Raw genomic sequence first — 26,990 nt, 5'->3', positions numbered from 1 at the left:
GTCGTGGACCGCACCAGACCTCTCAGCCTGCTCCTCGTGGGCGCGCTCGCCGCCGGCGGGCTCGCCGCGCTCTCACCGGCCGCCCGGGCCGCCGACTCCGAACTCGCCCGCAACGGCGGCTTCGAGGCCGGCCTGGACGGCTGGAGCTGCACCGCGGGCAGCGGCGCCGTCGTCACCTCGCCCGTCCGCAGCGGTGCGAAGGCGCTCCAGGCCACCCCCGCCGGCAGCGACAACGCCCGCTGCTCCCAGACGATCACGGTGAAGCCCCGGTCGACCTACACGCTCAGCGCCTGGGTCCGCGGCAGCTACGTCCACCTGGGCGCCACCGGCACCGGCACCACCGACGTCTCCACCTGGACGGGCTCGGCCCCCGACTGGCAGAAGCTCACCACCACCTTCACCACCGGCGCCTCCACCACCTCGGTCACCGTCCACACCCACGGCTGGTACGGCACCCCCGCCTACCAGGCCGACGACCTCTCGCTGTACGGCCCCGGCGGCGATCCCGTCGTCGTCCCGGCCGCCCCCACCGGCCTCACCGCGGGCTCACCGACCTCCAGCACCGTGCCGCTGACCTGGACCGCGGTCCCCGGCGCCACCTCGTACCACGTCTACCGCGGCACCAGCCGGGTCCTGACGGTCACCGGCACCGCCGCCACCGTCACCGGACTCGCGGCCGCCACCCCGTACACCTTCCAGGTCACCGCCGCCAACGGCGCGGGCGAGTCCCCGAAGTCCGCCGCCGTGACCGCCACCACCACCGCCGGCGGCGGCAACCCCGGCTCCGGCCTGCCCGCCCACGCCCTCGTCGGCTACCTCCACGCGAGCTTCGCCAACGGCTCCGGCTACCTGCGCATGGCCGACGTCCCCGACTCCTGGGACGTCATCAACCTCGCCTTCGGCGAACCGACCTCGGTGACCTCCGGCGACATCCGCTTCCGTCTCTGCCCCGTCACCGAGTGCCCGAACGTCGAGTCCGAGGCTGACTTCAAGGCCGCGATCAAGGCCAAGCAGGCCGCGGGCAAGAAGGTCCTCATCTCCATCGGCGGCCAGAACGGCCAGGTCCAGCTCGCCACCCCCGCCGCCCGCGACGCCTTCGTCACCTCCGTCTCGAAGATCATCGACGAGTACGGCCTCGACGGCCTCGACATCGACTTCGAGGGCCACTCCCTCTCGCTCCAGAACGGCGACACCGACTTCCGCAACCCGACCAGTCCGGTCATCGTCCACCTCATCCAGGCGGTGAGGACGCTCAAGGCGAAGTACGGCCCCGGCTTCATCCTGACGATGGCCCCGGAGACCTTCTTCGTCCAGCTCGGGTACCAGTACTACGGCTCCGGCCCCTGGGGCGGCCAGGACCCGCGCGCCGGCGCCTACCTGCCGGTCATCCACGCCCTGCGCGACGACCTCACCCTGCTCCACGTCCAGGACTACAACTCGGGCCCGATCATGGGCCTCGACAACCAGTACCACTCCATGGGCGGCGCCGACTTCCACATCGCCATGACCGACATGCTCCTCACCGGCTTCCCCGTCGCCGGGAACAGTGAGCGCTTCTTCCCGGCCCTGCGCCCCGAGCAGGTCGCCATCGGACTGCCCGCCTCCACCCAGGCGGGCAACGGCCACACCGCCCCGGCCGAGGTGAACAAGGCCCTGAACTGCCTGACGAAGGCGACCGACTGCGGCACCTACCGGACCCACGGCACCTGGCCCGGCCTGCGCGGCCTGATGACCTGGTCCGTCAACTGGGACCGCTACAACCAGTGGGAGTTCAGCCGGAACTTCGACGCATACCGCTGGAACTGACCGCCAGCACCAGCAGGCTGAGACAGAGACTGGCGAACACGTCCAGCGGCCAGTGGTAGCCCCGCAGCACCAGCCCGGTCCCCGTCACCGCCGTCAGGACGGCGGCGACGGGGACCAGCCGGTTCGAGACGAGGAAGGCCGCGCCGAAGTAGGCCACCGCGGCCGTCGCCGTGTGACCCGAGGGGTAGTAGCCGTGCGCCCAGGGCTCCAGCGGGCCGGGGCGGGCGGTCCACTCCTTCAGCGGAACGACCAGGAGCGGTACGGCGGCCATCGCCAGGCCCGCGTACAGGGCGGCGCGCCGGCGGCCGCGCCACACCGCGTACGCCGTCGCGCAGAGGAGGGCCGGCAGGGCGACCGTCAGATTGCCGAGATCGGAGGCGAGTTCGCTCAGGCGCCGGGGGACCGTGTCCACCACCGCGCGGGAAACCCGCTCGTCGAGCCTGGCCAGAGGGCCGTGGACGAGCACCTGCCAGGTCACGACGGCGAGGGCGACGAGCGCCGTGAAGAGAGCCGGCCGCCCTGGAACAGGGGGGGTGGTTCCAGGGCGGCCGAGGGGATCGGGCTGCCGCCCGCCCCGGGGGGTGTGGGGCGTGCGGCCATCCGATCGGTGAGGAGTCCCGGGGCACGAGGCCCCGGTGGCGTGCGCGAAGGCACGGTGTGGACGGGGCTGGGGAGGCTCCGCCCGGGGTGTTTCTCTCATCTGCGGAAACCGTACGGCAGAGACGCGGGGACCGACAGCGGGAAACGCGACCCGCCATCGGCCCCCCACAGAGTCTTCACACCGTGTGTGAGATGCGGGGCCCCGGACGTGCCGGGGCCGCGCGGCTCAGATCTGGGCGAAGGCGTTCTCGATGACGTCCAGGCCCTCGCCCAGCAGGTCCTCGCCGATGACCAGCGGCGGCAGGAAGCGCAGCACGTTGCCGTAGGTGCCGCAGGTGAGGACGAGGACACCCTCGGCGTGGCAGGCCTTGGCCAGCGCGGCGGCGGCCTCGGGGTGCGGCTCCTTGGTCGCCTGGTCCTTCACCAGCTCGATGGCGATCATGGCGCCGCGGCCTCGGATGTCACCGATGACCGGGAACTTCTCCTGCATGGCGGTGAGGCGGCCCTTCATGAGCTCCTCGATGCGCTTCGCCCTGCCGTTGAGGTCGAGCTCCTTCATCGTCTCGATGGCGCCGAGCGCACCGGCGCAGGCCACCGGGTTGCCGCCGTAGGTGCCGCCCAGACCGCCGCCGTGGACGGAGTCCATGATCTCGGCGCGGCCGGTGACGGCGGCGAGCGGCAGACCGCCCGCGATGCCCTTGGCGGTGGTGATGAGGTCCGGGACGATGCCCTCGTCCTCACAGGCGAACCACTGGCCGGTGCGGCAGAAGCCGGACTGGATCTCGTCCGCGACGAAGACGATGCCGTTGTCGTTGGCGAACTTCACGATCGCCGGCAGGAAGCCCTTGGCCGGCTCGATGAAGCCGCCCTCGCCGAGGACCGGCTCGATGATGATCGCGGCGACGTTCTCGGCGCCGATCTGCTTGGTGATGTTGTCGATCGCCTGGGCGGCGGCCTCGGGGCCGCAGTTCTCCGGGCCGGTGGGCCAGCGGTAGCCGTAGGCGACCGGCACGCGGTAGACCTCGGGCGCGAACGGGCCGAAGCCCTGCTTGTACGGCATGTTCTTCGCCGTCAGCGCCATCGTCAGGTTGGTGCGGCCGTGGTAGCCGTGGTCGAAGACGACGACGGCCTGGCGCTTGGTGTACGAGCGGGCGATCTTGACGGCGTTCTCGACGGCCTCGGCGCCCGAGTTGAACAGCGCGGACTTCTTGGCGTGGTCGCCCGGGGTCAGCTCGGCCAGCGCCTCGCAGACCTCCACGTAACCCTCGTACGGGGTGACCATGAAGCAGGTGTGCGTGAAGTCCTGCAGCTGCGCGGAGGCGCGGCGCACGACGGCCTCGGCGGAGGCGCCCACGGAGGTCACGGCGATGCCGGAACCGAAGTCGATCAGCAGGTTGCCGTCGACGTCCTCGATGATGCCGCCGCCGGCCCGCTTGGTGAAGACGGGCAGCGTGGAGCCGACGCCACCGGCGACCGTGTCGAGACGGCGGGCCTGAAGCTCCTGCGACTTCGGACCGGGGATGGCGGTGACGACGCGCCGCTCCTGCGGGACAGCGTTCATGCGGGGCTCCTGGGGGTGTTCTGGACGCACTTGCGGGTTTCCTCCGCAGGCTAGGCGTGGGGGAGGGGGTGAGGCATGCGCCGTTCGGGAGTGGTGACGGCGTGTCGTTGTCCGCGATGGACAGGGCGGCGGATGCCGGCCCGGGCGGCGGCGCCGGACCGCACGCCCGGCGGAAACCGCTCCGGGGCGGCCGCGGGCCATTAGATTGACGAGGGCACAGTGGCGGCGACCTGGCTGGTCAGGGGGCAGGGGTTCATGGAGACCGACGGCACGTACGACTCGCGCGACACCAGGGGGGCGGCGGTGCCCCGCCCGACCCCGCCGCCGGCCCCGGCGATCTCCCCCGCCCCCGCGGCGCCGGCCGCTCCGCCCCCGTATCCGCCGGGCGCCGCGCCGGGTTCCCCGGCGGACGCCGGTACGCGCGGGGGCACGGGCTCCGGTACCGGCGGGAGCCCCGGGGCCGTACCCCCGCCGCCCGCCCACGCCCCCGGGGCGGCCCCGGCGCCGCCGGCCGCGCCACCCCGGCCCGCCGGGACGCCCGCGGCCACCGGCGCGGCGGGTCCGGCGGCGGTGGCCGAGGGCCCCGTCGCCGAGTGGCTCGACGCCCCGCGCCCCGAGGCCGCCCCCGGCGTCTGGCGTCTCCGGCACGTCCCCGCGTCCCCGCTCCGCCCGGCCCGGCGCATCGCGCCGGTCACCCTGGCCGGCGTGATCGTCCCCCTCCTCCTCGGCCTCGTCCTGTGGTCGGTCTGGCGCAACGGCGGCGTCCCCTATCTCTGGGTCCCGCTGACCGCGCTCACCCCGCAGGAGTGGTGGTACTACGGCACGACCAGCGCCCGCGGCTGGGAGGGAGGCCAGGCCCGCGTCGTCTACGGGGGCGTCGTCTTCGCCCTGATCACCGTCACCGTGACCCGCCTCGGCGCCTGGGGCCAGCTGGCCCGGCACCTCCTGGAGCCGTACCGGCCCCCCGTACGGGCCGCGCTCACCGCCGTCGCCGCCCTCCTCGCGCTCACGCTCGTCTGGCCGGAGGCCTTCCCCGGCGTCGACTGGGACCCGCTGCCCGTCGTCGGCCCCGTCCTCTCCCTCGTCGTCCTCGTCGGCGGCGGCTTCGACGTCCTCACCTCCCCGGTCCTCGTCTACACCCTCTACGCGCTGATCACGGCGGCCGTCCTCTGGCCCTTCGCCCGCCTCGGCGGCTGGGGCACCCTCGTCCGCACCTGGCTGCGCCCCCGCCCGGCCCCCGCCGGCCCGCCGACGGCCGCCCCGGCCGCCCCCCGCTCCCAGTGGCCCGCGCTGCGGCAGGCCGGCCAGGCCCGGGCGGCCGACCTGCTCACCGGAGAACTGCACGCCGGACGCATGACCGAGGTCGACGCCGCCCGCATCGACCGCCACTGGCAGCGGGCCCGCGGCGACGCCGGCCGCCTCGCCTCCTTCGTCGACACCGTGCTCCGCCACGGCGCCACCGCCTGGGCGCACCCGTCCGGCGCCCGCGACCTGCCCCGCCGCACCGCCCCCCACGACCTCCTCCTCGGCCAGGTGCGGATCGGGCGCTGCGACGCCGGGGAGCGGAACCCCGCCGCCTACCGGGGCGCCGGCCTGGCGCTCGACCCGGCCGTCCTCGGCACCTCCCTGCTCGCCGTCGGCCCCTCCGGCGCGGGCAAGACCGCCCGGCTGACCGGGCCCGTCGCCGAGTCGCTCGCCCTCCAGGCCCTCACCGGTGACTGCGCGGTCGTCGCCGTGGGCTCCGCCGACGCGCCGCTCGGCCCCGACTCGGCGTACGACGTGGTCGTCCGGATCGGAGACCCGGCGTCCCCCTACGACCTCGACCCCTACGCCGGCCTCACCGACCCCGACGAGGCCGCGGCCCTCCTCGCGGAGGGCCTCGCCGGTGACGTGGAGACGGTCGACGCGAGGCGCGCCGCCACCGTCCTCGCCCAGCTGATCGGCCCCTACCGGGCGGTGCACGGCCGGTTCCCGGCCGTCCCCGTCCTGCGCGAGCTGCTCGAAGCCGCCCCCCACACCCTGTCCGCGCTGCTCGCCCGGCTGCCCGCGGACGCGCCCACGATGCGCCGTGAACTGGAGGCCCGCATCCGGCACGCCGGCGGCGCAGCCGACCCCGCCCCCCTCCTGGCCGACCGCCTCGCGCTGCTCGACCGCCCCGCCTTCGCCGACTTCTTCGGCGCGGAGCCGGGCGGGGGCGGCGCCGGGCGCGTACGCCCCTTCTCGCTGCGGTCCGTCGTCCAGCACCCGCTGCGCGTCCTGGTGCAGCTGCCGGAACGCGGCCACGAAGAGGCGTCCCGGCTCCTCACCCGGCTGGTGCTCGCCCAGTTCCTGGCGGCGGCCCGGGGCGGCACCGGCCGCTCACACTTCGTCTGCCTCGTCCTCGACGACGCCACCGGCGCGCTGACCACCGGCACGGTCCGCTCCCTCCAGCGCCTGCGCCCGCACCACGCCGGGGTCGTCCTCGGCCTGCGCACCCTGGCCGACGTACCCGACTCCCTGCACGGGCCGCTGCTCGCCGCCGTCGGCTGCCGGGCGGCCTTCTCCGGGGTGACCACCTGGGACGGCCGCGGCTTCTCCGAGGCCTGGGGCACCGAGTGGGTGGAGACCGTGGAGGTCGCCCAGCACGCGGTCTTCGCCGACCAGCCGATGACCCGGGCCTACCACGCCCTGCGCAAGAAGCTCACGGGCAAGGCGGTGACCACCGACGCGGTCACCCGCCGCACGGTCGAGCGCGAACGCTGGTCCGCCTCCGAACTCGCCCACTCCGTCCCGGCCGGCCACGCCGTGATCTCCCTGACCACGGTCACCGGCGACCACACCCCCCCGGTCCTGGTGGACCTCCGCGCCTGACACCGGGCCCGCGCGGTGCCGTCCCGGGACCGCCCCCACGCCGCGCTGCCGCGAGCCGGACCGGGGCGGTACGGGGCTCGGCACCGCGCCCGCGACGGAGCGGCCCTCGGGGCGCGGAGTTCCGGTGTCGGGGTCGTACCCGTGCCCGCGCCTCGGGACCGCCCCCACGCCGCGCGCCCGCGCGGTCGGGGACATGCCCTGGCACAATCGAGGGCGCCGCTCCGTCGAGTGGCGCCCTCCCCGTCGCCGCGCACGGCTCCCCCCGCGCGTGGTCCTCGCTCAAAGGTCCGCCGGTTCCCCGATGCCGCCCACCCTTGCCTCGCTCGTCCAGCACTCCTCCCTCAAGCTCGTCGTCCGCGCCGGTGAGGACCGTCTCGGCACGCCCGTCCGCTGGGCCCACGTCAGTGAGCTCACCGACCCCGTCCCCTACATGGAGGGCGGCGAGCTGCTGCTCACCACCGCCCTCACGCTCGACGCGGAGGACCCGGCGGCGATGCGCCGCTACGTGCGGCGGCTCCTCGGCGCCGGTGTCGTCGGCCTCGGCTTCGCCGTCGGCGTCAACTACGACGCGATCCCGGCCGCCCTGCTCGACGCCGCCCGCGAGGAGCACCTGCCGCTCCTCGAGGTGCCGCGCAGGACGCCGTTCCTCGCGATCAGCAAGGCCGTCTCGGCGGCCATCGCCGCCGACCAGTACCGGGCCGTGACCGCCGGCTTCGAGGTTCAGCGGGAGCTGACCCGGGCCGCGCTCGGGGAGGGCCCGGACGCGGTCGTCGCCCGGCTCGCCGCGCACGTCGACGGCTGGGCCGCGCTGTACGACACCTCCGGGACGGTCGTCGCCGTTTCGCCCGACTGGGCGGCGCGCCGGGCCGCCCGGCTCACCCCCGACGTGGAGCGGCTGCGCGAGCGGCCCGCCCCGGCGAGCGCGGTGGTCGGCGGTACGGACGACCGGGTCGAGCTCCAGTCCCTCGGAACGGGGCGGCGGGTCCGCGGCGCGCTCGCCGTCGGCACGGCCGCGCCCCTCGGTACCGCCGAGCGGTACGCGGTGCACTCCGCGATCGCCCTGCTCACCCTCACGACGGAGCGTTCCCGTTCGCTCCAGGCCGCCGAGCAGCGGCTCGGCGCGGCCGTGCTGCGCATGCTGCTCGCCGGCCAGCCGGACCACGCCCGCGCGGTGGCGGGCGACGTCTACGGGAACCTGCTCGACGCCCCGTTCCGGCTGCTCGTCGCGGAGACCGCGGCGGGCGGTGAGAAGAGTCCGGCGGAACCGGCGCTGCCGGTGTTCGCCGAGGCGCTGGAGACGGCGGCGGCCCGCGCCGGCGAGGCGGTCCTCACCGTCCCGGAGGGCGACGACCGGCTGGTCGTCCTGGCCGGGGACGGCGGGGCGGTCGTCGTCGCCTGCGCCGGTTACGCCGAGCGGGAGGCGGAGGAGGCCGGGCTTGTCGTGGGCCTGTCCGCCCCGGCCGGCCCCATCGCGGCGGCCGCCGCCTACCGTCAGGCCGAGCAGGCGCTGTCGGTGGCCCGCCGCCGGGGACGCGCGCTGGTCGAGCACGAGGAACTGGCGGCCGGCTCGGTCCTCCCGCTCCTCGCCGACGACGCCGTACGGGCCTTCGCCGACGGGATGCTCCGGGCGCTGCGCCAGCACGACGCCACCGGCCGCGGTGACCTGGTCGCCTCCCTGCGGGCCTGGCTCTCCCGCCACGGGCAGTGGGACGCGGCGGCCGCGGACCTGGGGGTCCACCGCCACACCCTGCGCTACCGGATGCGGCGGGTGGAGGAGATCCTGGGCCGCTCGCTGGACGACCCGGACGTCCGCATGGAGCTGTGGCTCGCGCTCAAGACGACGGGCGAGGACACTCCCTAGGGGTGTCTCCCGGGATCCGGCCGATCGCGACCGCCACGGGGCAGCGCCCGACCGGACCCGCCGCGGCAGGGCCGCACCCCGACCCGCCGGCCGCACCCCGACCCGCCGGCCGCACCCCGACCCGCCGGCCCGGCCCCGGACCCGCGCCCGGCCCCGTACCGCCGTCAGCCGTCAGCCGTCAGCCGTCAGCCGCCAGCCCTCAGCCGTCCCCGCCCTGGGCCGGCTCGCCGTTCGAGGCGCGCCCCCCGCGCGGGGCGCGGCGGACCGCCTCGCCGCCGAGGAGGGTGAGCCGCGCGACGGCCCGGACCCAGGGCGGGCCGCCCCTGGAGGCCCACACCACGCACACGCACCCGGCCACGACGAGCGCGAGCACACCGATCAAGACGAGCAGGATCATGCTCGTCCCCCCTTCGTCGACAACGGTCGGCCCCATCCTCCCACCCCTCCCGGAGTCCGAATCCGGCCCGCACCTGCCCGGATCCGGGCAAAATTATTGGCTCGGCGGACCGCGCCTCCCTAGTCTCCTGATCATGACAAGCCCCGCCGCCGATCCGGCCCCCGAGACGTCCCCGGCCCCCACGGGCCCCACCGCGCCCATCGCCCCGGGCCCCGCCCGCCGGCGGATCACCGGAGCCGTGTGGCTCGCGCTCGGCATCGTGTACGTCGTCTGGGGTTCGACCTACCTCGGCATCCGGATCGTCGTGGAGACCATCCCGCCCTTCCTCTCCAGCGGCGCCCGCTTCATCGCCGCCGGGCTGATCCTCACCGCGATCGTCGCCTGGCGGCGCGGCACCTCCGCCCTCAAGGTCGACCGCCGGCGGCTCGGCTCGGCCGTCCTCGTCGGGCTCCTGCTGATCCCCGGCGGCAACGGCCTCGTCGTCCTCGCCGAGACCTCCCTCTCCTCCGGCCTCGCCGCCCTCCTCATCGCCGTCGTCCCCGTCTGGGTCGTCCTCCTGCGGGCCCTTCTCGGGGAGCGTCCGGGCCTCGGGGCCTTCGGCGGCGTCCTGCTCGGCCTCGCGGGTCTCGGCGTCCTCACCCTCCCCGGGCTGAGCGGCACGGTGAAGCTGGGCGGCATCCTCCTCGTCATCACCGCGGCCCTGCTCTGGTCGGTGGGCTCGGTGGCCTCGTCCCGGCTCCCGATGCCGGCCGATCCCTTCGCGGCGAGCGCGTACGAGATGATCGCCGGCGGCATCGCCGGCGTCGGCATCGGCCTGCTGCGCGGCGAGCACCACGGCCTCGACCTCGGCGCGATCTCGGGCCGCTCGTGGGCGGGCCTCGCCTATCTGCTGCTCGTCGGCTCCCTCGTGGGCTTCACCGCCTACGTCTGGCTGCTTCAGGCCGCCCCGCTCTCGCTCGTCGCCACGTACGCGTACGTGAACCCGGTCGTCGCCGTGTTCCTCGGCGCTCTCGTCCTGAACGAGGCCCTGACCTGGCCGATCGTCCTCGGCGGCGCGATCGTCGTCGCCGGTGTCTGTCTCATCGTCTCGACCGAGCGGCGCACGTGATCCACCGTCCCCTAATCTGACGGGCGTTCGAACGACCGAGGGGCCAGGGGTGGGGATCCGCATGTCAGAACGCGCGACCGGGGGCACGTGGCGGGAACGGGGAGGGCTGGCGGCCGCCGTGCTGATCCTCGTCGGCGTCCCGCTGGCCCTTGTCGGAGGAGTCGTCTCGTGCGTCGCCTCGGACATGGGGCACCTGCCGGGTGACGCGATGGAGCGCGTCTGGGAGGCGCCGTACGACGAGACCGCCGCCGCGTACGGCAACAGGGCCTGGGCCGTCGGCGACTCCGTCGTCCGCAGCCGCTTCGACGCCGTCACCGCCTTCGACGCCCGGACCGGCGAGCGCCGCTGGGAGTACGCCGTGCCGGGCCGGACCGAGATCTGCGCCACCTCCGCCGCGGCCGACTCCGTCGCCCTCATCGGCCTCATGGAGCCGCAGGGGACCCAGGAGGCCACCGAGTCGCGGAACGGCCAGGGATGCTCGACCGTCGCCGCGATCGATCTGCGCAGCGGCCGGGAGCTGTGGCGCACCGGCCGCCTGCCGGGAGGCGGTGATCCGGAGGACGGCGACGACGTCCTCGCCACCGGCGCCGGCCTCGCCGTGGTCCGCGACGAGGACGAGCAGTGGAACGACGATCCGGACCGGCGCACGCGGCCGCTCCTGCCCGGCGACCGGGCGGTGCGGGCCTTCGACCTGCGCACCGGTGCCCCGCGCTGGAAGGCCGCCGTGCCGAAGGGCTGCCTCCCCGGCGGTCTCGCGGTCTCCTCGAAGCAGGTCCTGGTGCCGCTGGCCTGTGCCACCGAGGCCAAGCTCGCCGCCTTCGACCCGGCCGACGGCACGGCGCGGTGGACCGTTCCGCTCGGCGCCCGCCGCCCCGTCGCCCCGGACGCCTTCGTGACCTTCCTGTCCGCCGAACCGACGGTCCTGAGGGTCCAGGAACGGGCCCCGCACGGGGTGGACGCCCACTTCGCCTTCGATCAGGACGGCCGGCGCCAGGGAGAGTTCGTCCTGGGCGGCGGAGAGAAGGCCGTCGCCGACGGCAAGGTCTTCGAAGCCTCCGCAGGTGGCGTCACCGCCTACGACGTGGAGACCGGGAGGGAAGTGTGGAGCGCCGGGGGCGGGAGCGCGTGGTGGGAGACGGCGGCTCTGCACGTCGGAGGGGGCCGCGTGACGGTCTTCACCCACTCCCGGAAGTATCTCGACGAGTTCTCCGTCCACGACTCCGCCACGGGTGAGACGGTGGACGAGCGCACCTTCGACCGGGACACCGACCCCGGCGCCGCCGAGATCAACGGCCTGTTCCGGCACGAGGACCTGTGGATCGTCGCCCGCTGGGACGACGGAGCGGAGCGGCCCTTCTCGGCGTACCGCACCTGGTGACGACGGGCCGGGCGCCCGGCATCCCCACCCCCTTCAGCCAATGCGGACAGATGAAGCCGCCCACCACTCCATCACGGACAAGCGGCCCTTCGCCCGCTTCGCCCTAACGTGGCACGAGAGCGCGAGCACACCCCCTCGCACCACCCCCGAAACGGAAAGGGCCGGTACGCAATGACGACCACCCACGCCTTCTGGCTCGCCGGCCGCGAGGCCACCGGCGACGCCACCTTCGACGTCACGAACTCGTACGACGGACGTCTGGTCGGCAAGGTCGGCGTGCCCACCGAGGCCCAGGTCGAGGAGGCCGTCGCCGCCGCGCACGCCGTCGTCGACGAGTTCGCCGCGACCCCGGCGCACGTCCGCGCCGCCGCCCTCGACCACGTGTCGAAGCGGCTCGCCGAGCGCACCGAGGAGATCGCACAGCTGATCTCCGCCGAGAACGGCAAGCCCATCAAGTGGGCCCGCGGCGAGGTCGGCCGCGCCGTCTCCGTCTTCCGTTTCGCCGCCGAGGAGGCCCGCCGGTTCAACGGCGGCGAGGCCCAGCGCCTCGACACCGAGGCCGGCGGCGTCGGCCGCCTCGCGCTCACCCGCCGCATCCCCAAGGGCGTCGTCCTCGGCATCGCGCCGTTCAACTTCCCGCTGAACCTCAGCGCCCACAAGGTCGCCCCGGCCATCGCCGTCGGCGCCCCCATCATCCTCAAGCCGGCCCCGTCGACCCCGATCTCCTCCCTGATCCTGGGCGAGATCCTGGCCGAGACGGACCTGCCGGCCGGCTCCTGGTCGATCCTGACCGTGCCGAACGACCGCATGCCCGCCCTGGTCCAGGACGAGCGCCTCCCGGTCATCTCCTTCACCGGCTCCGACACGGTCGGCTACGCCATCCAGCAGTCCGTGCCGCACAAGCACTGCACCCTGGAGCTCGGCGGCAACGCCGCGGCCGTCGTCCTGCCCGACTGGTCCTCCGAGGAGGACCTGGACTGGGCGGCGACCCGCATCGCCACCTTCTCCAACTACCAGGGCGGCCAGTCCTGCATCTCCGTGCAGCGCGTGATCGCGGACGCCTCCGTGTACGACCGCCTGCTGCCGAAGATCGTCGCCGCGGTCGAGGCCCAGGTCACCGGCGACCCGGCGGACGACGCCACCGACGTCGGCCCGCTCGTCGACGAGAACGCCGCCAAGCGCGTCGAGGCCTGGGTGGACGAGGCCGTCGCGGCCGGCGCCAAGCTGCTCGCGGGCGGCAAGCGCGAGGGCGCCACCTACGCCCCGACCGTCCTCACCGACCTCCCGGCCGGCGTCACCCTGGCCCGCGCCGAGGTCTTCGGCCCGGTCCTGACCGTCGCCAAGGTGAACGGCGAGGCCGAGGCCTTCGCCGCCGTCAACGACTCGGACTTCGGCCTCCAGGCCGGCGTCTTCACCCACGACCTGCAGGCCGCCTTCCGCGCCCACCGCGCCCTGGAGGTCGGCGGCGTGATCATCGGCGACGTCCCGTCCTACCGCGCCGACCAGATGCCGTACGGCGGCGCCAAGCGCTCCGGCGTCGGCCGCGAGGGCGTCAAGTACGCCATGGACGACTACACCTACGAGCGCGTCCTCGTCCTCACGGGCCTCGCCCTGTAACCCGTACCGCCGCGCGCCGGTACGGGTCCACGAGACCAGGCGGCCTGAGCCCACTGTGCGGGGGCTCAGGCCGTCTTCTCGTCTTTCCGGACCCGCGCGCATCGGGTACGACGGACATAGCCCCAGGAGGTGAGCATGTCCGCACCCACGCAGCGGCCCAAGGTCACCGAGCGCGAGGCCCGGCAGGTCGCCGAGGCCGCGCGCGAGCAGGACTGGCACAGGCCGAGCTTCGCCAGGGAACTCTTCCTCGGCCGCTTCCGCCTCGACCTCGTCCACCCCCACCCGCTCCCCGCCGAGGACGACGTACGGCGCGGGGAGGCCTTCCTGGCCACGCTCCGGACGTTCTGCGAGACCCGGATCGACGGCGCCCGCATCGACCGGGAGGCCCGCATCCCCGACGAGACGATCTCCGGACTGAAGGAGATCGGGGCGCTCGGGATGAAGATCGACACCAAGTACGGCGGCCTCGGCCTCACCCAGGTGTACTACAACCGCGCCCTCGCGCTCGTCGGCTCCGCGAGCCCCGCCGTCGGCGCCCTGCTCTCCGCGCATCAGTCGATCGGCGTACCGCAGCCGCTGAAACTCTTCGGCACCCAGGAGCAGAAGGACACCTTCCTGCCCCGCCTGGCCCGTACCGACCTCTCGGCCTTCCTGCTCACCGAGCCCGACGTGGGCTCCGACCCGGCCCGGCTCGCCACCACCGCCGTGCCCGAGGGCGACACGTACGTCCTCGACGGCGTGAAGCTGTGGACCACCAACGGCGTGGTGGCCGACCTGCTCGTCGTCATGGCCCGCGTCCCGGCCTGCGAGGGGCATCCCGGCGGCATCACCGCCTTCGTCGTGGAGGCCGACTCGCCCGGCATCACCGTCGAGCACCGCAACGCCTTCATGGGCCTGCGCGGCCTGGAGAACGGCGTCACCCGCTTCCACCGCGTCCGGGTCCCCGCGGCGCACCGCATCGGCCCCGAGGGCGCCGGCCTCAAGATCGCCCTCACCACCCTCAACACCGGCCGGCTCTCCCTCCCCGCCGCCTGCGCGGGCGCCGCCAAGTGGTGCCTGAAGATCGCCCGCGAGTGGACCGCAGTCCGCGAGCAGTGGGGCAAACCGGTCGCCCGCCACGAGGCCGTCGGCACGAAGATCTCCTTCATGGCGGCCACCGCCTTCGCCCTGGAGGCCGTCGTCGACCTCGCCTCCCAGATGGCCGACGACAACCGCAACGACATCCGCATCGAAGCCGCCCTCGCCAAGCTGTACGGCTCCGAAATGGCCTGGCGCGTCGCCGACGAACTCGTCCAGATCCGCGGCGGCCGCGGCTACGAGACCGCCGACTCCCTCGCCGCCCGCGGCGAACGGGCCGTCCCCGCCGAGCAGCTCCTGCGCGACCTCAGGATCAACCGCATCTTCGAGGGCTCCACCGAGATCATGCACCTGCTGATCGCCCGGGAGGCCGTCGACGCCCACCTGTCCGTCGCCGGCGACCTCATCGACCCCGACCGGACCCTCGCCGAGAAGGCGCGGGCCGGCGCGCGGGCCGGCGGCTTCTACGCCCGCTGGTTCCCCGGCCTGGTCACCGGCCCCGGACAGCGGCCCGGCGCGTACGGGGAGTTCGGCCCCCTCGCCGGCCACCTGCGGTACGTCGAGCGGACCTCCCGCAAACTGGCCCGCTCCACCTTCTACGCCATGTCCCGCTGGCAGGGCCGCATGGAGCTCAAGCAGGCCTTCCTCGGCCGGATCGTGGACATCGGCGCCGAACTCTTCGCGATGAGCGCCGCCTGCGTCCGCGCCGAACTGCTGCGCACCACCGGCGACCACGGCCCCGAGGCGTACCGCCTCGCGGACGCCTTCTGCCGCCAGGCCCGGCTGCGCGTCGAGGAACTCTTCGGCCGCCTGTGGTCCAACACCGACGAGGTCGACCGGCGGATCGTCGACGGCGTCCTCGCCGGCCGCTACACCTGGCTGGAGGCGGGCGTCGTCGACCCCAGCGGAGACGGCCCCTGGATCGCCGACGCCACCCCCGGGCCGTCGCGCGAGGAGAACGTCCGCCGCACGCTCCCCTGACCCCCGCACGGGCGGGCGGTCCGCCATCCGGAACGCCCGCCCACCACGGCCGCCCCGCCCGGCAGGATGACGCCGTGACCGTCATCGACATCCCCGGCTCCAAGTCCGTCACCGCCCGCGCGCTGTTCCTCGCCGCCGCCGCGGAGGGCACCACCACCCTCCTGCGGCCGCTCGTCTCCGACGACACCGAGGGCTTCGCCGAGGGCCTCACCGCCCTCGGGTACGCCGTCCGCCGCGAGCCGGACGCCTGGCACGTCGAGGGCCGCCCCGGCGGCCCCGGCACGGACACCGCCGAGGTCCACTGCCGCGACGGCGCCACCACGGCCCGCTTCCTGCCCGCCCTCGCCGCCACCGGCCGGGGCACCTACCGCTTCGACGCCTCCGCCCAGATGCGCCGCCGCCCCCTCGGCCCCCTCACCACCGCGCTGCGCGGCCTCGGCGTCGACCTCCGGCACGGCGCCCGCGAGGGCCACCACCCGCTCACCGTGCACGCCGACGGTGTCAAGGGCGGCGCGCTCACCCTCGACGCGGGGCAGTCCTCCCAGTACCTGACGGCCCTGCTCCTGCTCGGCCCGCTGACCGCCGAGGGCCTCGACATCACCGTCACCGACCTCGTCTCGGAGCCGTACGTCGGGATCACCCTCGCGATGATGCGGGACTTCGGCGCCGAGGTCCGCCGCCGGGGCCGTACGTACTCCGTCGCCCCCACCGGCTACCGGGCCAGGACCTACGCCGTCGAGCCCGACGCCTCCACCGCGAGCTACTTCTTCGCCGCCGCCGCCCTCGAACCGGGCCGCTCCGTCACCGTCCCCAGCCTCGGCACCGGCGCCCTCCAGGGCGACCTCGCCTTCGCCGGCGTCCTGCGCCGCATGGGCGCCGACGTGACGGTCGGGGCCGCGGGGACCACCGTCCGCTCCACCGGCACCCTGCGCGGCCTCACCGTGAACATGCGCGACATCTCCGACACCATGCCGACCCTCGCCGCGATCGCCCCCTTCGCCGACGGGCCGGTCCGCATCGAGGACGTCGCCAACACCCGGGTCAAGGAGTGCGACCGGCTGGACGCCTGCGCCGAAAACCTGCGCCGCCTCGGCATCACCGTCCGCACCGGCCCCGACTGGATCGAGATCCACCCCGGCACCCCCGCCGGACCGGCCACGATCGCCACCCACGGCGACCACCGCATCGCCATGTCCTTCGCCGTCACCGGCCTGCGCACCCCCGGGATCACCTTCGACGACCCCGGCTGCGTCAAGAAGACGTTCCCCCGCTTCCACCAGGTCTTCGACGCGTTCCGCGGGGCCGCGCCGGACCTGGCGTGAAGTCCCCGCGCCCTTTGCGGTGAGAATGGGGTGCATGAGCGACCGCCCCTCTCCTCTCGCCGACCCGCACACGGCCTTCGACCTGTCCGAAGGACGCCGGGACATCGTCGTCCTCGGCTCGACCGGGTCCATCGGCACCCAGGCCATCGACCTGGTGCTGCGTCACCCCGACCGCTTCCGGGTCACCGCCCTGGCCGCCTCCGGCGGCCGGATCGGCCTGCTGGCCGAGCAGGCGCACCGGCTGAGGGCCGGGACGGTCGCCGTGGCCCGCGAGGAGACGCTGCCCGCCCTGCGCGAGGCCCTCACGGCGCTGTACGGCTCCGAGCCGCTGCCCGAGCTCCTCGCCGGGCCGGACGCCGCCACCCAGGTGGCCGCCTCCCCGTGCCACACGGTCCTCAACGGCATCACCGGTTCCATCGGCCTCGCGCCGACCCTCGCCGCCCTGGAGGCCGGCCGCACCCTCGCCCTCGCCAACAAGGAGTCGCTGATCGTCGGCGGCCCGCTGGTGAAGGCGCTCGCCAAGCCGGGCCAGATCATCCCGGTCGACTCCGAGCACGCGGCCCTCTTCCAGGCCCTCGCCGCCGGCACCCGCGCGGACGTCCGCAAGCTGGTCGTCACCGCCTCCGGCGGCCCCTTCCGCGGCCGTACCCGCGCGGAACTGGCCCACGTCACCCGCGAGGACGCGCTGGCCCACCCCACCTGGGCCATGGGGCCGGTCATCACGGTCAACAGCGCCACCCTGGTGAACAAGGGCCTTGAGGTCATCGAGGCCCACCTGCTCTACGACATCCCCTTCGACCGCATCGAGGTCGTCGTCCACCCCCAGTCGTACGTCCACTCGATGGTCGAGTTCACGGACGGCTCCACGCTCGCCCAGGCCACCCCGCCGGACATGCGCGGCCCCATCGCCATCGGCATCGGCTGGCCCGAGCGGGTCCCCGACGCGGCCCCCGCCTTCGACTGGAGCAAGGCCTCCACCTGGGAGTTCTTCCCCCTCGACACCGAGGCCTTCCCGTCCGTCGGCCTCGCCCGCCACGTGGGCGAGCTGGGCGGCACCGCCCCCGCCGTCTTCAACGCGGCCAACGAGGAGTGCGTGGAGGCGTTTCTCGGCGGCCGGCTGCCGTTCAACGGAATCATGGATACGGTCACCGCTGTCGTCACCGAGCACGGCGCCCCCGCGCGGGGAACCTCGCTCACGGTGTCGGACGTCCTGGAAGCGGAGACCTGGGCACGGGCCCGGGCCCGTGAACTCGCAGCGAAGGCAACCGCGGAGGCGCGCGCATGACCGAAGTGCTCCTGTACGTCCTCGGCCTCGTGCTGTTCGCGCTCGGCCTGCTCGTCTCGATCGCCTGGCATGAGCTCGGCCACCTCTCCACGGCCAAGCTGTTCGGCATCCGCGTGCCGCAGTACATGGTCGGCTTCGGCCCCACGATCTGGTCGAGGAAGCGCGGCGAGACCGAGTACGGCATCAAGGCCATCCCCGCCGGCGGGTACATCCGCATGATCGGCATGTTCCCGCCCGGCGACGACGGCAAGATCGAGGCGCGGTCCACCTCGCCCTGGCGCTCCATGATCGAGGACGCCCGCGAGGCCTCCTTCGAGGAGCTCCAGCCCGGTGACGAGAAGCGGCTGTTCTACACGCGCAAGCCGTGGAAGCGCGTCATCGTCATGTTCGCCGGACCGTTCATGAACCTGGTCCTCGCGGTCGCGCTGTTCTTCGGCTCGATGATGACCCTGGGCATCGAAGGGCCGACGACCACCGTCGCCGGCGTCCAGAAGTGCGTCCTGAAGCAGAACGAGAACCGGGAGGCCTGCCGCAGCGACGACCCCGTCTCCCCGGCCCACGCCGCAGGCCTGAAGGAGGGCGACAAGATCCTCGCCCTCAACGGGCACGCCGTCCCCGACTGGGACACCCTCTCCGAGCGCATCCGCGGCACCTTCGGCCCCGCCACCCTCACCATCGAGCGGGACGGGCAGCGGATGGACCTCCACCCGAGCCTCGTCACCAACAAGGTCGAGAAGAAGGACGAGGACGGCAACGTCGTCCGGCCGGTCGAGTACGTCGACGCCGGCTACCTCGGCTTCCAGCCGAAGTCCGAGGTCGCGCCCCTCACCTTCGGCGAGACCACCGAGCGCATGACCGGCCTCCTGGAGAACGGCGTCCACTCCGTCATCGCCCTGCCCGGCAAGATCCCCGGCCTGTGGGACGCCACCTTCGGCGACGGCGAACGCGCCGAGGACTCGCCCGTCGGCGTCGTCGGCGCCGCCCGCATCACCGGCGAGCTCATGACCGTCGAGGCACCGCCCACGACGATCCTCGTGATGTTCATGAACCTGCTGGTCATGTTCAACGTGTCGCTGTTCCTGTTCAACATGCTCCCGCTGCTGCCGCTCGACGGCGGTCACATCGCGGGCGCCCTCTGGGAGTCCGTACGCCGCCACACGGCCCGGATCTTCCGGCGGCCCGACCCCGGCCCGTTCGACGTGGCCAAGCTGATGCCCGCCGCCTACGTGGTGGCCGGTGTCTTCGTCTGCTTCACCCTGCTCGTCCTCGCCGCCGACATCGTCAACCCGGTGAAGATCACGTAGCACTTCCGGGGGGCCGGCCGCGCCCGGCGCTGTCAGGCCCCCCGCGCCCGGGGCGGTAACCTCGGAGACCTGAGCCCGCCGACGCACAACCTTGAGGTTGCACTACAGATGACCGCGATTTCTCTCGGTATCCCTACCGTCCCGACCCGGCTCGCCGAGCGGCGCAAGAGCCGTCAGATCCAGGTCGGCAGCGTGGCCGTCGGCGGCGACGCACCCGTCTCGGTGCAGTCGATGACCACGACCCGCACCTCCGACATCGGCGCGACGCTCCAGCAGATCGCCGAGCTGACCGCCTCCGGCTGCCAGATCGTCCGGGTGGCCTGTCCGACGCAGGACGACGCCGACGCCCTCGCGACGATCGCGAAGAAGTCGCAGATCCCGGTCATCGCGGACATCCACTTCCAGCCGAAGTACGTCTTCGCGGCCATCGACGCCGGCTGCGCGGCCGTCCGGGTCAACCCGGGCAACATCAAGCAGTTCGACGACAAGGTCAAGGAGATCGCCAAGGCGGCCGGGGACGCGGGCGTCCCCATCCGCATCGGCGTCAACGCGGGCTCCCTCGACCGCCGGCTGCTCCAGAAGTACGGCAAGGCCACCCCCGAGGCGCTCGTCGAGTCCGCCCTCTGGGAGGCGTCCCTCTTCGAGGAGCACGGCTTCCGCGACATCAAGATCTCGGTCAAGCACAACGACCCGGTCGTGATGGTCAACGCCTACCGCCAGCTCGCCGCCCAGTGCGACTACCCGCTGCACCTCGGCGTCACCGAGGCGGGCCCCGCCTTCCAGGGCACCATCAAGTCGGCCGTGGCCTTCGGCGCGCTGCTCGCGGAGGGCATCGGCGACACCATCCGGGTCTCCCTCTCCGCGCCGCCGGCCGAGGAGATCAAGGTCGGCATCCAGATCCTGGAGTCGCTCAACCTGCGCCAGCGCCGCCTGGAGATCGTCTCCTGCCCGTCCTGCGGCCGGGCCCAGGTCGACGTCTACAAGCTGGCCGAGGAGGTCACCGCCGGCCTCGACGGCATGACCGTCCCGCTGCGCGTCGCCGTCATGGGCTGCGTCGTGAACGGCCCGGGCGAGGCCCGCGAGGCCGACCTCGGCGTCGCCTCCGGCAACGGCAAGGGCCAGATCTTCGTGAAGGGCGAGGTCATCAAGACCGTCCCCGAGTCGAAGATCGTGGAGACCCTCATCGAGGAGGCGCTGAAGATCGCCGAGCAGATGGAGAAGGACGGCATCGAGAGCGGCGAGCCGACGGTGGCCGTCGCCGGCTGACGCCCCTGTGGCACCCCGTCCCCCGGAACCCCTCCGCCCCGCCGGCCGGAGGGGTTCCGCGCATGGGGGCCGGGCGGCCCGGGCATACGGCCCCCGGTGCCCGGAGGTGAACCGAGCCCGCCGGAAAAGGGGAAGGGGTACAGTGCGAGCACCAGCAGAACCGTCCCGTGAGGCCCCCACGTGCTGACGCAAACCCACACCCGGGTCCTCGAGCCCGCCGACATCGGCGCCGCGCTCGCCGTTCTGGAGAGCGCCCCCGTCGAGAACGCCTTCGTCGCCGCCCGCGTCCAGGTGGCGGGTCTCGATCCGTGGCGGCTGGGCGGGGAGATGTGGGGCTGGTACCAGGACGGCCGGCTGCGGTCGCTCTGCTACTCGGGCGCGAATCTGGTGCCGATCTGCGCGACTCCGGAGGCGGTCCGGGCGTTCGCCGACCGGGCGCGCCGGGTCGGCCGCCGGTGCTCGTCGATCGTGGGCCCCGCGGGTCCGACCGGTGAACTGTGGCGGCTCCTCGAACCGAGCTGGGGCCCGGCGCGGGACGTCCGGCCGTGCCAGCCGCTGATGGTGACGGACGAGCCGTCCGCGGAGGTCGTACCGGATCCGTACGTGCGCCGGGTCCGCAAGGACGAGATGGACGTGATCCTGCCGGCGTGCGTCGCGATGTTCACCGAGGAGGTCGGGGTCTCCCCGATGGCGGGGGACGGCGGACTGCTCTACCAGGCGCGGGTGGCGGAACTGGTCGGTTCGGGCCGGTCCTTCGCCCGGATCGAGGACGGCAAGGTCGTCTTCAAGGCCGAGATCGGCGCGGCGACCCGGCAGGCCTGCCAGATCCAGGGCGTCTGGGTCGATCCCGACCACCGGGGGAGGGGCCTGTCGGAGACGGGCATGGCGGCGGTGCTGCGTTACGCGCTGGCCGACGTGGCGCCGGTGGTGAGCCTGTACGTCAACGACTACAACGCCCCGGCCCGGGCCGCGTACCGCCGTGTCGGCTTCCGGGAGACGGGCGCCTTCATGAGCGTGCTGTTCTGACGGCCCGTTCCGGCCGGGCGCGACCGGCCCCGCACCCCTGAGCTGCTGTTCCGGGGCGGCGGGCGCTTGTAGGGTGCGCCGCATGGATGACGCACAGGTCGAGATCGCTCCGGTCAACCTCGCCGCCCGGGTGGACGAGGCGCTCGCCGTGCAGGCGGTCGCGTTCGGGCTCGACGACGACGAGGTGGCGGTGCGCCGGCACATCGTGCTGCGCCATCTGCTGAGCCCGGGGGCCCGCGCGTACGGGGCGCTGACGCCGGGCGGGCGGCTGGCCGGGTTCGTGTACGGGATGCCCAACGACCGGACGCACTGGTGGTCGACGGTGGTGGAGCCGTACCTGCGGGCCACGGGCACCGCCGACTGGCTGGTCGGGTCGTTCGTGATCACGGAACTGCACGTGCACCCCGACTTCCAGGGCCGGGGCGTCGGCCGGGCCCTGATCACCACCATCACGGACACGGCGGAGGAGGAACGGTCGATCCTCTCCGCGATCGACACGGACAGCCCCGCGCGCGCCCTCTACCGGTCGCTCGGCTACACGGACCTGGCCCGCCAGGTCCACTTCCCGAGCGCGGACCGCCCGTACGCGGTCATGGGCGCTCCGCTGCCCCTCAGGCGCGGGGGCGCGGGCACGCCGGGGAACTGATTTCTCCGAGCAGGGGCGGCCCGGATAACCTCGGGGCCATCACCCTTCCCCCGGCAGGAGTACGAGAACCATGGCCAAGGCACCGGTCCAGCGCATGTCCCAGTTGATGGCGAAGACGCTGCGCGACGACCCGGCGGACGCCGAGGTCCTCAGCCACAAGCTCCTCGTCCGCGCCGGTTACGTCCGCCGCACGGCCGCCGGCATCTGGAGCTGGCTGCCCCTCGGCAAGAAGGTCCTCTCCAACGTGGAGCGGATCGTCCGCGAGGAGATGGACGCCATCGGCGCCCAGGAGGTCTCCCTGCCGGCGCTGCTGCCCCGCGAGCCCTACGAGGCGACCGGCCGCTGGGACGAGTACGGTGCCGAGCTGTTCCGTCTCCAGGACCGCAAGGGCGGCGACTACCTCCTGGGCCCGACCCACGAGGAGATCTTCACCCTGCTGGTCAAGGACCAGTGCTCGTCCTACAAGGACCTGCCGGTGATCCTCTACCAGATCCAGACCAAGTTCCGTGACGAGGCCCGCCCCCGCGCCGGCATCCTGCGCGGCCGCGAGTTCCTGATGAAGGACTCGTACTCCTTCGACCTGGAGGACGAGGGCCTGGCCCGGTCCTACGCCCTGCACCGCGAGGCCTACCAGCGGGTCTTCGAGCGCCTCGGCCTCGACTACCGCATCTGCGCGGCGACGGCGGGCGCCATGGGCGGCTCGAAGTCGGAGGAGTTCCTGGCCCCGGCCGAGGCCGGCGAGGACACCTTCGCCGACTGCCCGAACTGCGACTTCGCCGCCAACACCGAGGCGGTCTCCTTCGAGCTGAAGCCGGTGGACGCCGCCGCCGTGCCCGCCGCCGAGGAGATCCCCACCCCCGACACCCCGACCATCGAGACCCTCGCCGCCTCCCTCGGCGTCCCGGCCTCGGCCACGCTGAAGAACCTGCTGGTGAAGGTGGACGGCGAGATCGTCGCCGTGGGCGTGCCCGGCGACCGCGAGGTCGACCTCGGCAAGGTGGAGGCGCACTTCGCCCCCGCCACCGTCGAGATGGTGACGGAGACCGACTTCGCCGAGCGCGCCGACCTGGTCCGCGGCTACGTCGGTCCGCAGGGTCTGGAGAAGGTCACGTACCTCGCCGACCCGCGCGTGGCGCCCGGCACCGCCTGGATCACGGGGGCCAACAAGGAGGGCACGCACGCGAAGAACGTGGTCGCGGGCCGTGACTTCGAGGTCGACGCGTACGTGGACGTCGTGGTCGTCGAGGAGGGCGACCCCTGCCCGAAGTGCGGCACCGGCCTGAAGCTGGACCGCGCGATCGAGATCGGCCACATCTTCCAGCTGGGCCGCAAGTACGCCGACGCCCTCAAGCTCGACGTCCTCGGCCAGAACGGCAAGCCGGTCCGCGTCACCATGGGCTCGTACGGCATCGGCGTCTCGCGCGCCGTCGCCGCGCTGGCCGAGCAGACCGCCGACGACAAGGGCCTGTGCTGGCCGGCCGAGGTCGCCCCGGCCGACGTGCACGTGGTCGCCGCCGGCAAGGCGCTGCAGACCGAGCTTGCCCTGGAGGTCTCCGACCAGCTGGCCGCGGCCGGTCTGCGCGTCCTGGTGGACGACCGGGCCGGGGTCTCCCCGGGCGTGAAGTTCACCGACGCGGAGCTGATCGGTGTCCCCAAGATCCTGGTCGCGGGCCGCCGGGCCGGCGAGGGCGTCGTCGAGCTCAAGGACCGCCGCACGGGCGAGCGCGAGGAACTGCCGGTCGCCGAGGCGATCGCCCGCCTCTCCGCCTGATCCGCCGTACGGGGCCGGGCCCCGGGCCTCTCCGCCCGGGGCCCGGCCCTTTCGCCGTCCCCGGCCGCTCGGTCCGTCAGGCCGGCTCCTCCTTCGGGGCCGGTTCGACCGAGGTGCCCGTGAGGTCCTCGATGGCACCCGAGGCGTCCGCGCGTCCCGTCAGGTAGGCGTCGCCGGGTGGCACACCCGCCTCCGCGCCGGTGGGCGGGACGGGCGCCCACGCCGCCGCCCGGGCCTCCTCGGCCGCCCGGGCGGCCTGGCCCTCCTGACCCGCCCCGGCCCGTTCCGGCTGTCCCGGCGGGGGCGCGGCGCGCTCGAGGAACCGCAGCAGTTCCACCGGGATGGGCAGCACCAGCGTCGAGTTCTTCTCGGCGGCGACCGCCATCACGGTCTGGAGCAGCCGCAGCTGGAGCGCGGACGGCGCGTCCGCCATCTGGTGGGCCGCCTCCGCCAGCTTCTTCGACGCCTGGAGCTCCGCGTCCGCGTTGATCAGCCGGGCCCGCCGTTCGCGGTCGGCCTCCGCCTGCCGGGCCATCGACCGCTTCATCGTCTCCGGCAGGGACACGTCCTTGATCTCCACCCGGTCGATCTGGACGCCCCAGCCGATGGCGGGCGAGTCGAGCATGAGCTCCAGACCCTGATTGAGCTTCTCCCGGTTCGACAGCAGGTCGTCGAGATCGCTCTTGCCGATGATGGACCGCAGCGAGGTCTGGGCCATCTGGGAGACGGCGAACTTGTAGTCCTCGACCCGGACCAGCGCCTCGGCGGCGTCCACGACCCTGAAGTAGACGACCGCGTCGACCCGTACCGTCACGTTGTCCCGGGTGATGCCCTCCTGCGCGGGCACCGGCATCGTGACGATCTGCATGTTCACCTTGTGGAGCCGGTCCATCCCCGGGACGATCATCGTGAAGCCGGGCCGGCGCACCTCGCCCCGCAACCGCCCGAAGCGGAAGACGACCCCCCGCTCGTACTGCTTCACCACCCGGGCCGCCGCGCCCACGTAGGCGACGGCGGCCGCTCCGGTACCGGCCGCCGTTATCAGCAGCTCCTGGATCATCGCGGCCCCCTGAGGTCGAGCAGAACCGTACCGACCGTCTGGAAACGGTACAGAAAGGGTATTCCCGCTCGGGCGCCGCGCGAACGTCAGAGCCAGCTCGCGAACTCCAGCAGCAGCTCCGCGTCCTGCCGCCGCCCCGCCGTCAGGGCCCGCGTACCCGACTCGACCGCCCGGAAAAGCGTCCAGCCCCGCAGCCGCTCCCGGTCCACCTCCAGGGAGTCCGCCAGCTTGTTCACCCGGCGCCGGGCGACCGAGGCGCCCGCCGAGGCGGCCACCAGGTCCTCCACCCGGTCCCGCACCAGCCGCGCCAGGTCGTACGCCCGCTCACCGACCAGCGGCTCGGGCCCCACGGCCAGCCAGGGCGCCCGGTCCCCGGCGAGCACCTTGCCCTGCCGGAAGGCGCCGTGCAGCAGCACGGTCTCGGTCTCCGTGGCGGTCAGCTCCTCGCGCGCCGCGAGAGCCGCCGCCGTCAGCGCGCCCGCCCCCGGGTCGGCGCGGTACGGCTCCATGGCCGCGGCCTGCCGGGCCGACCGCTCGGCCACCGTCTCGAAGCCGTGCCCGGCCGGGGGCTCCACCCACAGCCTGCGGACCGTGCCCGCCGCCTCCAGGAGCGCCTTCGCCTCGGGCAGGGACCGCAGCGACACCTCCGGCTGGAGCCGTTCGAGGACGAGCGCGTCCTCTCCGGCCCCGTCGAGCAGCCGGACCGCGCCCCAGCCGTTCCAGTGCGCGAGGGCCGCGCCCTCCAGGTCCGGACGGGCGAACGGCGGCGCGACCTTCAGGGCGGCGGGGGAGTCGTCCGACCGGCGCACGAGGAGGACCAGACTGCTCCGCCCGCCGGGGGCGACCACCCGGCCGGGGGCGAGCGACGCCCGGCCGACCGCCCGCTCGACCAGGCCGGGGAGCGCCTCCAGCCAGTCGGACGCCACGTCCCCGTAGGTCTCACCGACCCCCCTGACAAGTCGCTGCGGCGGTTCGAAAGCCATGCGTGTCCTTCTGGTCGGGGCCCGGGCCGGACTCACACGCGCTCGGCGAGCCCAGGAAAGGTTACGCCGGTGCCGCGCCAGCGGACGGCGCGTACCGCCGCCTCCCGCAGCGAGGCGGCGGCCTCGGCCCGCAACGGGCCCTCGGCCGCCCGGACGAGATCGGAGTAGACGCCGGCCACCCGGTCCTCCAGGTCGGCTGCCAGCCGCACCGCGCCCGCCGGACCGTCCACCGCGAACGGCAGCCGGTACGCGGCAGCGGCGGCGACCGGCGCGCCGCCGAGGTCCCGCACGGTCCGCCGCAGGGCGTCCCGCCGGGCCCGGTGGGCCTCGAAGGCGGCGGTGGCCTCCGCCTTGCGGTCCGTACCGATCCGGCCACCGACGACGCCGTACCCGTACACCGCCGCGTGCTCGGCGGCCAGGGCGGCCTGGACCGCGTCGAGGGCGCTCACGGGCGGGCTCCTTCGGTCAGCAGGAAGGCGTGGGCGGCGCCGGCGGCGGCCACGGAGGCGAGCAGCCGGGCGTACTCCGGCGGGGCGGTGAGCAGGGCCGCGGTGTGGGCGTCCGCGGCCCTGCGGGCGGCGGACGCCAGCTCCCCCAGCGCCACCGCCGGGTCGGCCGGCACCGGAGCGGGCGCGGCCGTCGCGGCCACCGCCGGCGAGGTGGGGGAGGAGGCGGCGGCCGTGGGTGCGGCGGTGGCGGGCCGGACGTCGGTGCCGCCCTCGCCGAGCGCCTTCACGTGCGCGGCGGCGGACGCGCGCAGCGGGCCGAGCCGGGCGGCGAGCGGGGGATGGGCGGCGAGGGTGGCGTCGTAACGTTCCACCAGGGTCCGCGCGGTGGCCACCGACCGCTTCCGCAGCGCCGCCTCGGCGCGCGCCACCCGTTCGGCCCGCGCCCGCTCGGCGCCCGGCCGCCGCGCCCCGCCGTCCCCGGAGGTGCAGCCCGTGAGGACCGCCGCGGCCCCGGTCGCCGCGCCCGCCGCCAGGAGCGCGCGCCTGCCCGTCGTCGTCACGCTCTCTCCGTTCAGTTCGAAAGATCGTCAGATCACCGCAGGCGAGCGTACCCGCGGCCCCCGGGCCGGTGGGCGGCAACAC

Annotated in this window: 21 protein-coding genes; 14 read left to right on the top strand and 7 right to left on the bottom strand. The window is 74.2% G+C overall.

What is annotated here, in order from left to right; translation table 11 throughout:
* The first annotated feature begins 3 nt into the window (after window positions 1-3).
* A complete protein-coding gene (locus tag ACFY60_RS00290; protein WP_388608060.1) occupies window positions 4-1,806 on the top strand; it encodes a chitinase in 1,803 nt (600 codons plus the stop codon).
* Here ACFY60_RS00290 and ACFY60_RS00285 read toward each other — a convergent pair.
* Window positions 1,772-2,506, bottom strand: a complete 735-nt coding sequence (locus tag ACFY60_RS00285; RefSeq protein ID WP_388608062.1) for a phosphatase PAP2 family protein — start codon at window positions 2,504-2,506, stop codon at window positions 1,772-1,774. The two genes, ACFY60_RS00290 and ACFY60_RS00285, sit on opposite strands and share 35 nt — an antisense overlap.
* A gap of 126 nt (window positions 2,507-2,632) precedes the next feature.
* Window positions 2,633-3,967, bottom strand: coding sequence for a 4-aminobutyrate--2-oxoglutarate transaminase (gene gabT, locus ACFY60_RS00280; RefSeq protein ID WP_388608064.1), 1,335 nt, complete (start codon window positions 3,965-3,967; stop codon window positions 2,633-2,635).
* A gap of 255 nt (window positions 3,968-4,222) precedes the next feature.
* On the opposite strand from gabT, the gene ACFY60_RS00275 reads away from it, so the two are divergent.
* Together ACFY60_RS00275 and ACFY60_RS00270 are read left to right on the top strand one after the other, a co-directional pair.
* On the top strand, window positions 4,223-6,817 hold the full coding sequence (locus ACFY60_RS00275) for an ATP/GTP-binding protein (protein WP_388608192.1): 2,595 nt from the start codon (window positions 4,223-4,225) through the stop codon (window positions 6,815-6,817).
* Window positions 6,818-7,118: 301 nt separating this feature from the next.
* Window positions 7,119-8,678, top strand: a complete 1,560-nt coding sequence (locus ACFY60_RS00270; RefSeq protein WP_388608066.1) for a PucR family transcriptional regulator — start codon at window positions 7,119-7,121, stop codon at window positions 8,676-8,678.
* A 199-nt stretch (window positions 8,679-8,877) separates the two neighbouring features.
* Here ACFY60_RS00270 and ACFY60_RS00265 read toward each other — a convergent pair whose 3' ends face one another.
* Window positions 8,878-9,075 (bottom strand): hypothetical protein, encoded by a 198-nt coding sequence (locus ACFY60_RS00265; protein ID WP_388608068.1) that lies wholly within the window; start codon window positions 9,073-9,075, stop codon window positions 8,878-8,880.
* Window positions 9,076-9,208: 133 nt separating this feature from the next.
* Here ACFY60_RS00265 and ACFY60_RS00260 point away from each other — a divergent pair, with 133 nt between their 5' ends.
* The 11 genes from ACFY60_RS00260 to ACFY60_RS00210 all read left to right on the top strand — a co-directional run bounded on the left by ACFY60_RS00260 (window position 9,209) and on the right by ACFY60_RS00210 (window position 23,856).
* Window positions 9,209-10,183: an EamA family transporter gene (locus ACFY60_RS00260; RefSeq protein ID WP_388608070.1), complete on the top strand. Its 975-nt coding sequence runs from the start codon at window positions 9,209-9,211 to the stop codon at window positions 10,181-10,183.
* Between the two features lie 61 nt (window positions 10,184-10,244).
* A complete protein-coding gene (locus ACFY60_RS00255) occupies window positions 10,245-11,561 on the top strand; it encodes a PQQ-binding-like beta-propeller repeat protein (protein WP_388608071.1) in 1,317 nt (438 codons plus the stop codon).
* Window positions 11,562-11,732: 171 nt separating this feature from the next.
* On the top strand, window positions 11,733-13,178 hold the full coding sequence (locus ACFY60_RS00250; RefSeq protein WP_388608073.1) for an aldehyde dehydrogenase family protein: 1,446 nt from the start codon (window positions 11,733-11,735) through the stop codon (window positions 13,176-13,178).
* A 135-nt stretch (window positions 13,179-13,313) separates the two neighbouring features.
* Complete coding sequence (locus ACFY60_RS00245) at window positions 13,314-15,236, top strand: acyl-CoA dehydrogenase family protein (protein WP_388608075.1); 1,923 nt, start codon at window positions 13,314-13,316, stop codon at window positions 15,234-15,236.
* Between the two features lie 74 nt (window positions 15,237-15,310).
* Window positions 15,311-16,558 carry a 3-phosphoshikimate 1-carboxyvinyltransferase gene (gene aroA, locus ACFY60_RS00240; protein WP_388608077.1) on the top strand — a complete coding sequence of 416 codons (1,248 nt, stop codon included), beginning with the start codon at window positions 15,311-15,313 and terminating at the stop codon, window positions 16,556-16,558.
* 34 nt (window positions 16,559-16,592) lie between these two features.
* Window positions 16,593-17,843, top strand: a complete 1,251-nt coding sequence (gene dxr / locus ACFY60_RS00235; protein WP_388608078.1) for a 1-deoxy-D-xylulose-5-phosphate reductoisomerase — start codon at window positions 16,593-16,595, stop codon at window positions 17,841-17,843.
* The gene (locus ACFY60_RS00230; protein WP_388608080.1) at window positions 17,840-19,147 is read left to right on the top strand and encodes a M50 family metallopeptidase; all 1,308 of its coding nucleotides are present in this window, start codon (window positions 17,840-17,842) and stop codon (window positions 19,145-19,147) included. The genes dxr and ACFY60_RS00230 overlap by 4 nt, the downstream gene beginning before the upstream one ends.
* A 108-nt stretch (window positions 19,148-19,255) precedes the next feature.
* Window positions 19,256-20,413 carry a flavodoxin-dependent (E)-4-hydroxy-3-methylbut-2-enyl-diphosphate synthase gene (gene ispG / locus ACFY60_RS00225; RefSeq protein WP_309055970.1) on the top strand — a complete coding sequence of 386 codons (1,158 nt, stop codon included), beginning with the start codon at window positions 19,256-19,258 and terminating at the stop codon, window positions 20,411-20,413.
* 180 nt (window positions 20,414-20,593) lie between these two features.
* Window positions 20,594-21,439 (top strand): GNAT family N-acetyltransferase, encoded by an 846-nt coding sequence (locus tag ACFY60_RS00220; protein WP_388608081.1) that lies wholly within the window; start codon window positions 20,594-20,596, stop codon window positions 21,437-21,439.
* Window positions 21,440-21,521: 82 nt separating this feature from the next.
* Window positions 21,522-22,085: a GNAT family N-acetyltransferase gene (locus tag ACFY60_RS00215; RefSeq protein WP_388608083.1), complete on the top strand. Its 564-nt coding sequence runs from the start codon at window positions 21,522-21,524 to the stop codon at window positions 22,083-22,085.
* A 70-nt stretch (window positions 22,086-22,155) separates the two neighbouring features.
* Window positions 22,156-23,856 carry a proline--tRNA ligase gene (locus ACFY60_RS00210; RefSeq protein WP_388608085.1) on the top strand — a complete coding sequence of 567 codons (1,701 nt, stop codon included), beginning with the start codon at window positions 22,156-22,158 and terminating at the stop codon, window positions 23,854-23,856.
* A gap of 76 nt (window positions 23,857-23,932) precedes the next feature.
* Here ACFY60_RS00210 and ACFY60_RS00205 read toward each other — a convergent pair whose 3' ends face one another.
* From ACFY60_RS00205 to ACFY60_RS00190, 4 genes are all read right to left on the bottom strand, one after another.
* Window positions 23,933-24,916: a slipin family protein gene (locus ACFY60_RS00205; protein ID WP_388608087.1), complete on the bottom strand. Its 984-nt coding sequence runs from the start codon at window positions 24,914-24,916 to the stop codon at window positions 23,933-23,935.
* A gap of 86 nt (window positions 24,917-25,002) precedes the next feature.
* Window positions 25,003-25,899 (bottom strand): aminoglycoside phosphotransferase family protein, encoded by an 897-nt coding sequence (locus ACFY60_RS00200; RefSeq protein WP_388608088.1) that lies wholly within the window; start codon window positions 25,897-25,899, stop codon window positions 25,003-25,005.
* 32 nt (window positions 25,900-25,931) lie between these two features.
* Window positions 25,932-26,348, bottom strand: coding sequence for a ferritin-like domain-containing protein (locus ACFY60_RS00195; RefSeq protein ID WP_388608090.1), 417 nt, complete (start codon window positions 26,346-26,348; stop codon window positions 25,932-25,934).
* Window positions 26,345-26,908, bottom strand: coding sequence for a hypothetical protein (locus ACFY60_RS00190; protein WP_388608092.1), 564 nt, complete (start codon window positions 26,906-26,908; stop codon window positions 26,345-26,347). The genes ACFY60_RS00195 and ACFY60_RS00190 overlap by 4 nt, the downstream gene beginning before the upstream one ends.
* Between the last annotated feature and the right edge of the window lie 82 nt (window positions 26,909-26,990).

Source organism: Streptomyces sp. NPDC012827, from assembly GCF_042900905.1.
In the GTDB taxonomy this organism is placed as follows: Bacteria; Actinomycetota; Actinomycetes; order Streptomycetales; family Streptomycetaceae; genus Streptomyces; species Streptomyces gulbargensis.
This window is presented reverse-complemented; position numbering and strand designations above follow the sequence as displayed.

Coding starts and splice junctions, on each gene's coding strand:
- ACFY60_RS00205 (WP_388608087.1), bottom strand. CDS start 24,916: ATGATCCAGGAGCTGCTGATAACGGCGGCCGGTACCGGAGCGGCCGCC.
- ACFY60_RS00270 (WP_388608066.1), top strand. CDS start 7,119: ATGCCGCCCACCCTTGCCTCGCTCGTCCAGCACTCCTCCCTCAAGCTC.
- ACFY60_RS00245 (WP_388608075.1), top strand. CDS start 13,314: ATGTCCGCACCCACGCAGCGGCCCAAGGTCACCGAGCGCGAGGCCCGG.
- gabT (WP_388608064.1), bottom strand. CDS start 3,967: ATGAACGCTGTCCCGCAGGAGCGGCGCGTCGTCACCGCCATCCCCGGT.
- ispG (WP_309055970.1), top strand. CDS start 19,256: ATGACCGCGATTTCTCTCGGTATCCCTACCGTCCCGACCCGGCTCGCC.
- ACFY60_RS00275 (WP_388608192.1), top strand. CDS start 4,223: ATGGAGACCGACGGCACGTACGACTCGCGCGACACCAGGGGGGCGGCG.
- ACFY60_RS00210 (WP_388608085.1), top strand. CDS start 22,156: ATGGCCAAGGCACCGGTCCAGCGCATGTCCCAGTTGATGGCGAAGACG.
- ACFY60_RS00260 (WP_388608070.1), top strand. CDS start 9,209: ATGACAAGCCCCGCCGCCGATCCGGCCCCCGAGACGTCCCCGGCCCCC.
- ACFY60_RS00230 (WP_388608080.1), top strand. CDS start 17,840: ATGACCGAAGTGCTCCTGTACGTCCTCGGCCTCGTGCTGTTCGCGCTC.
- ACFY60_RS00215 (WP_388608083.1), top strand. CDS start 21,522: ATGGATGACGCACAGGTCGAGATCGCTCCGGTCAACCTCGCCGCCCGG.
- ACFY60_RS00265 (WP_388608068.1), bottom strand. CDS start 9,075: ATGATCCTGCTCGTCTTGATCGGTGTGCTCGCGCTCGTCGTGGCCGGG.
- ACFY60_RS00255 (WP_388608071.1), top strand. CDS start 10,245: ATGTCAGAACGCGCGACCGGGGGCACGTGGCGGGAACGGGGAGGGCTG.
- ACFY60_RS00285 (WP_388608062.1), bottom strand. CDS start 2,506: ATGAGAGAAACACCCCGGGCGGAGCCTCCCCAGCCCCGTCCACACCGT.
- dxr (WP_388608078.1), top strand. CDS start 16,593: ATGAGCGACCGCCCCTCTCCTCTCGCCGACCCGCACACGGCCTTCGAC.
- ACFY60_RS00200 (WP_388608088.1), bottom strand. CDS start 25,899: ATGGCTTTCGAACCGCCGCAGCGACTTGTCAGGGGGGTCGGTGAGACC.
- ACFY60_RS00250 (WP_388608073.1), top strand. CDS start 11,733: ATGACGACCACCCACGCCTTCTGGCTCGCCGGCCGCGAGGCCACCGGC.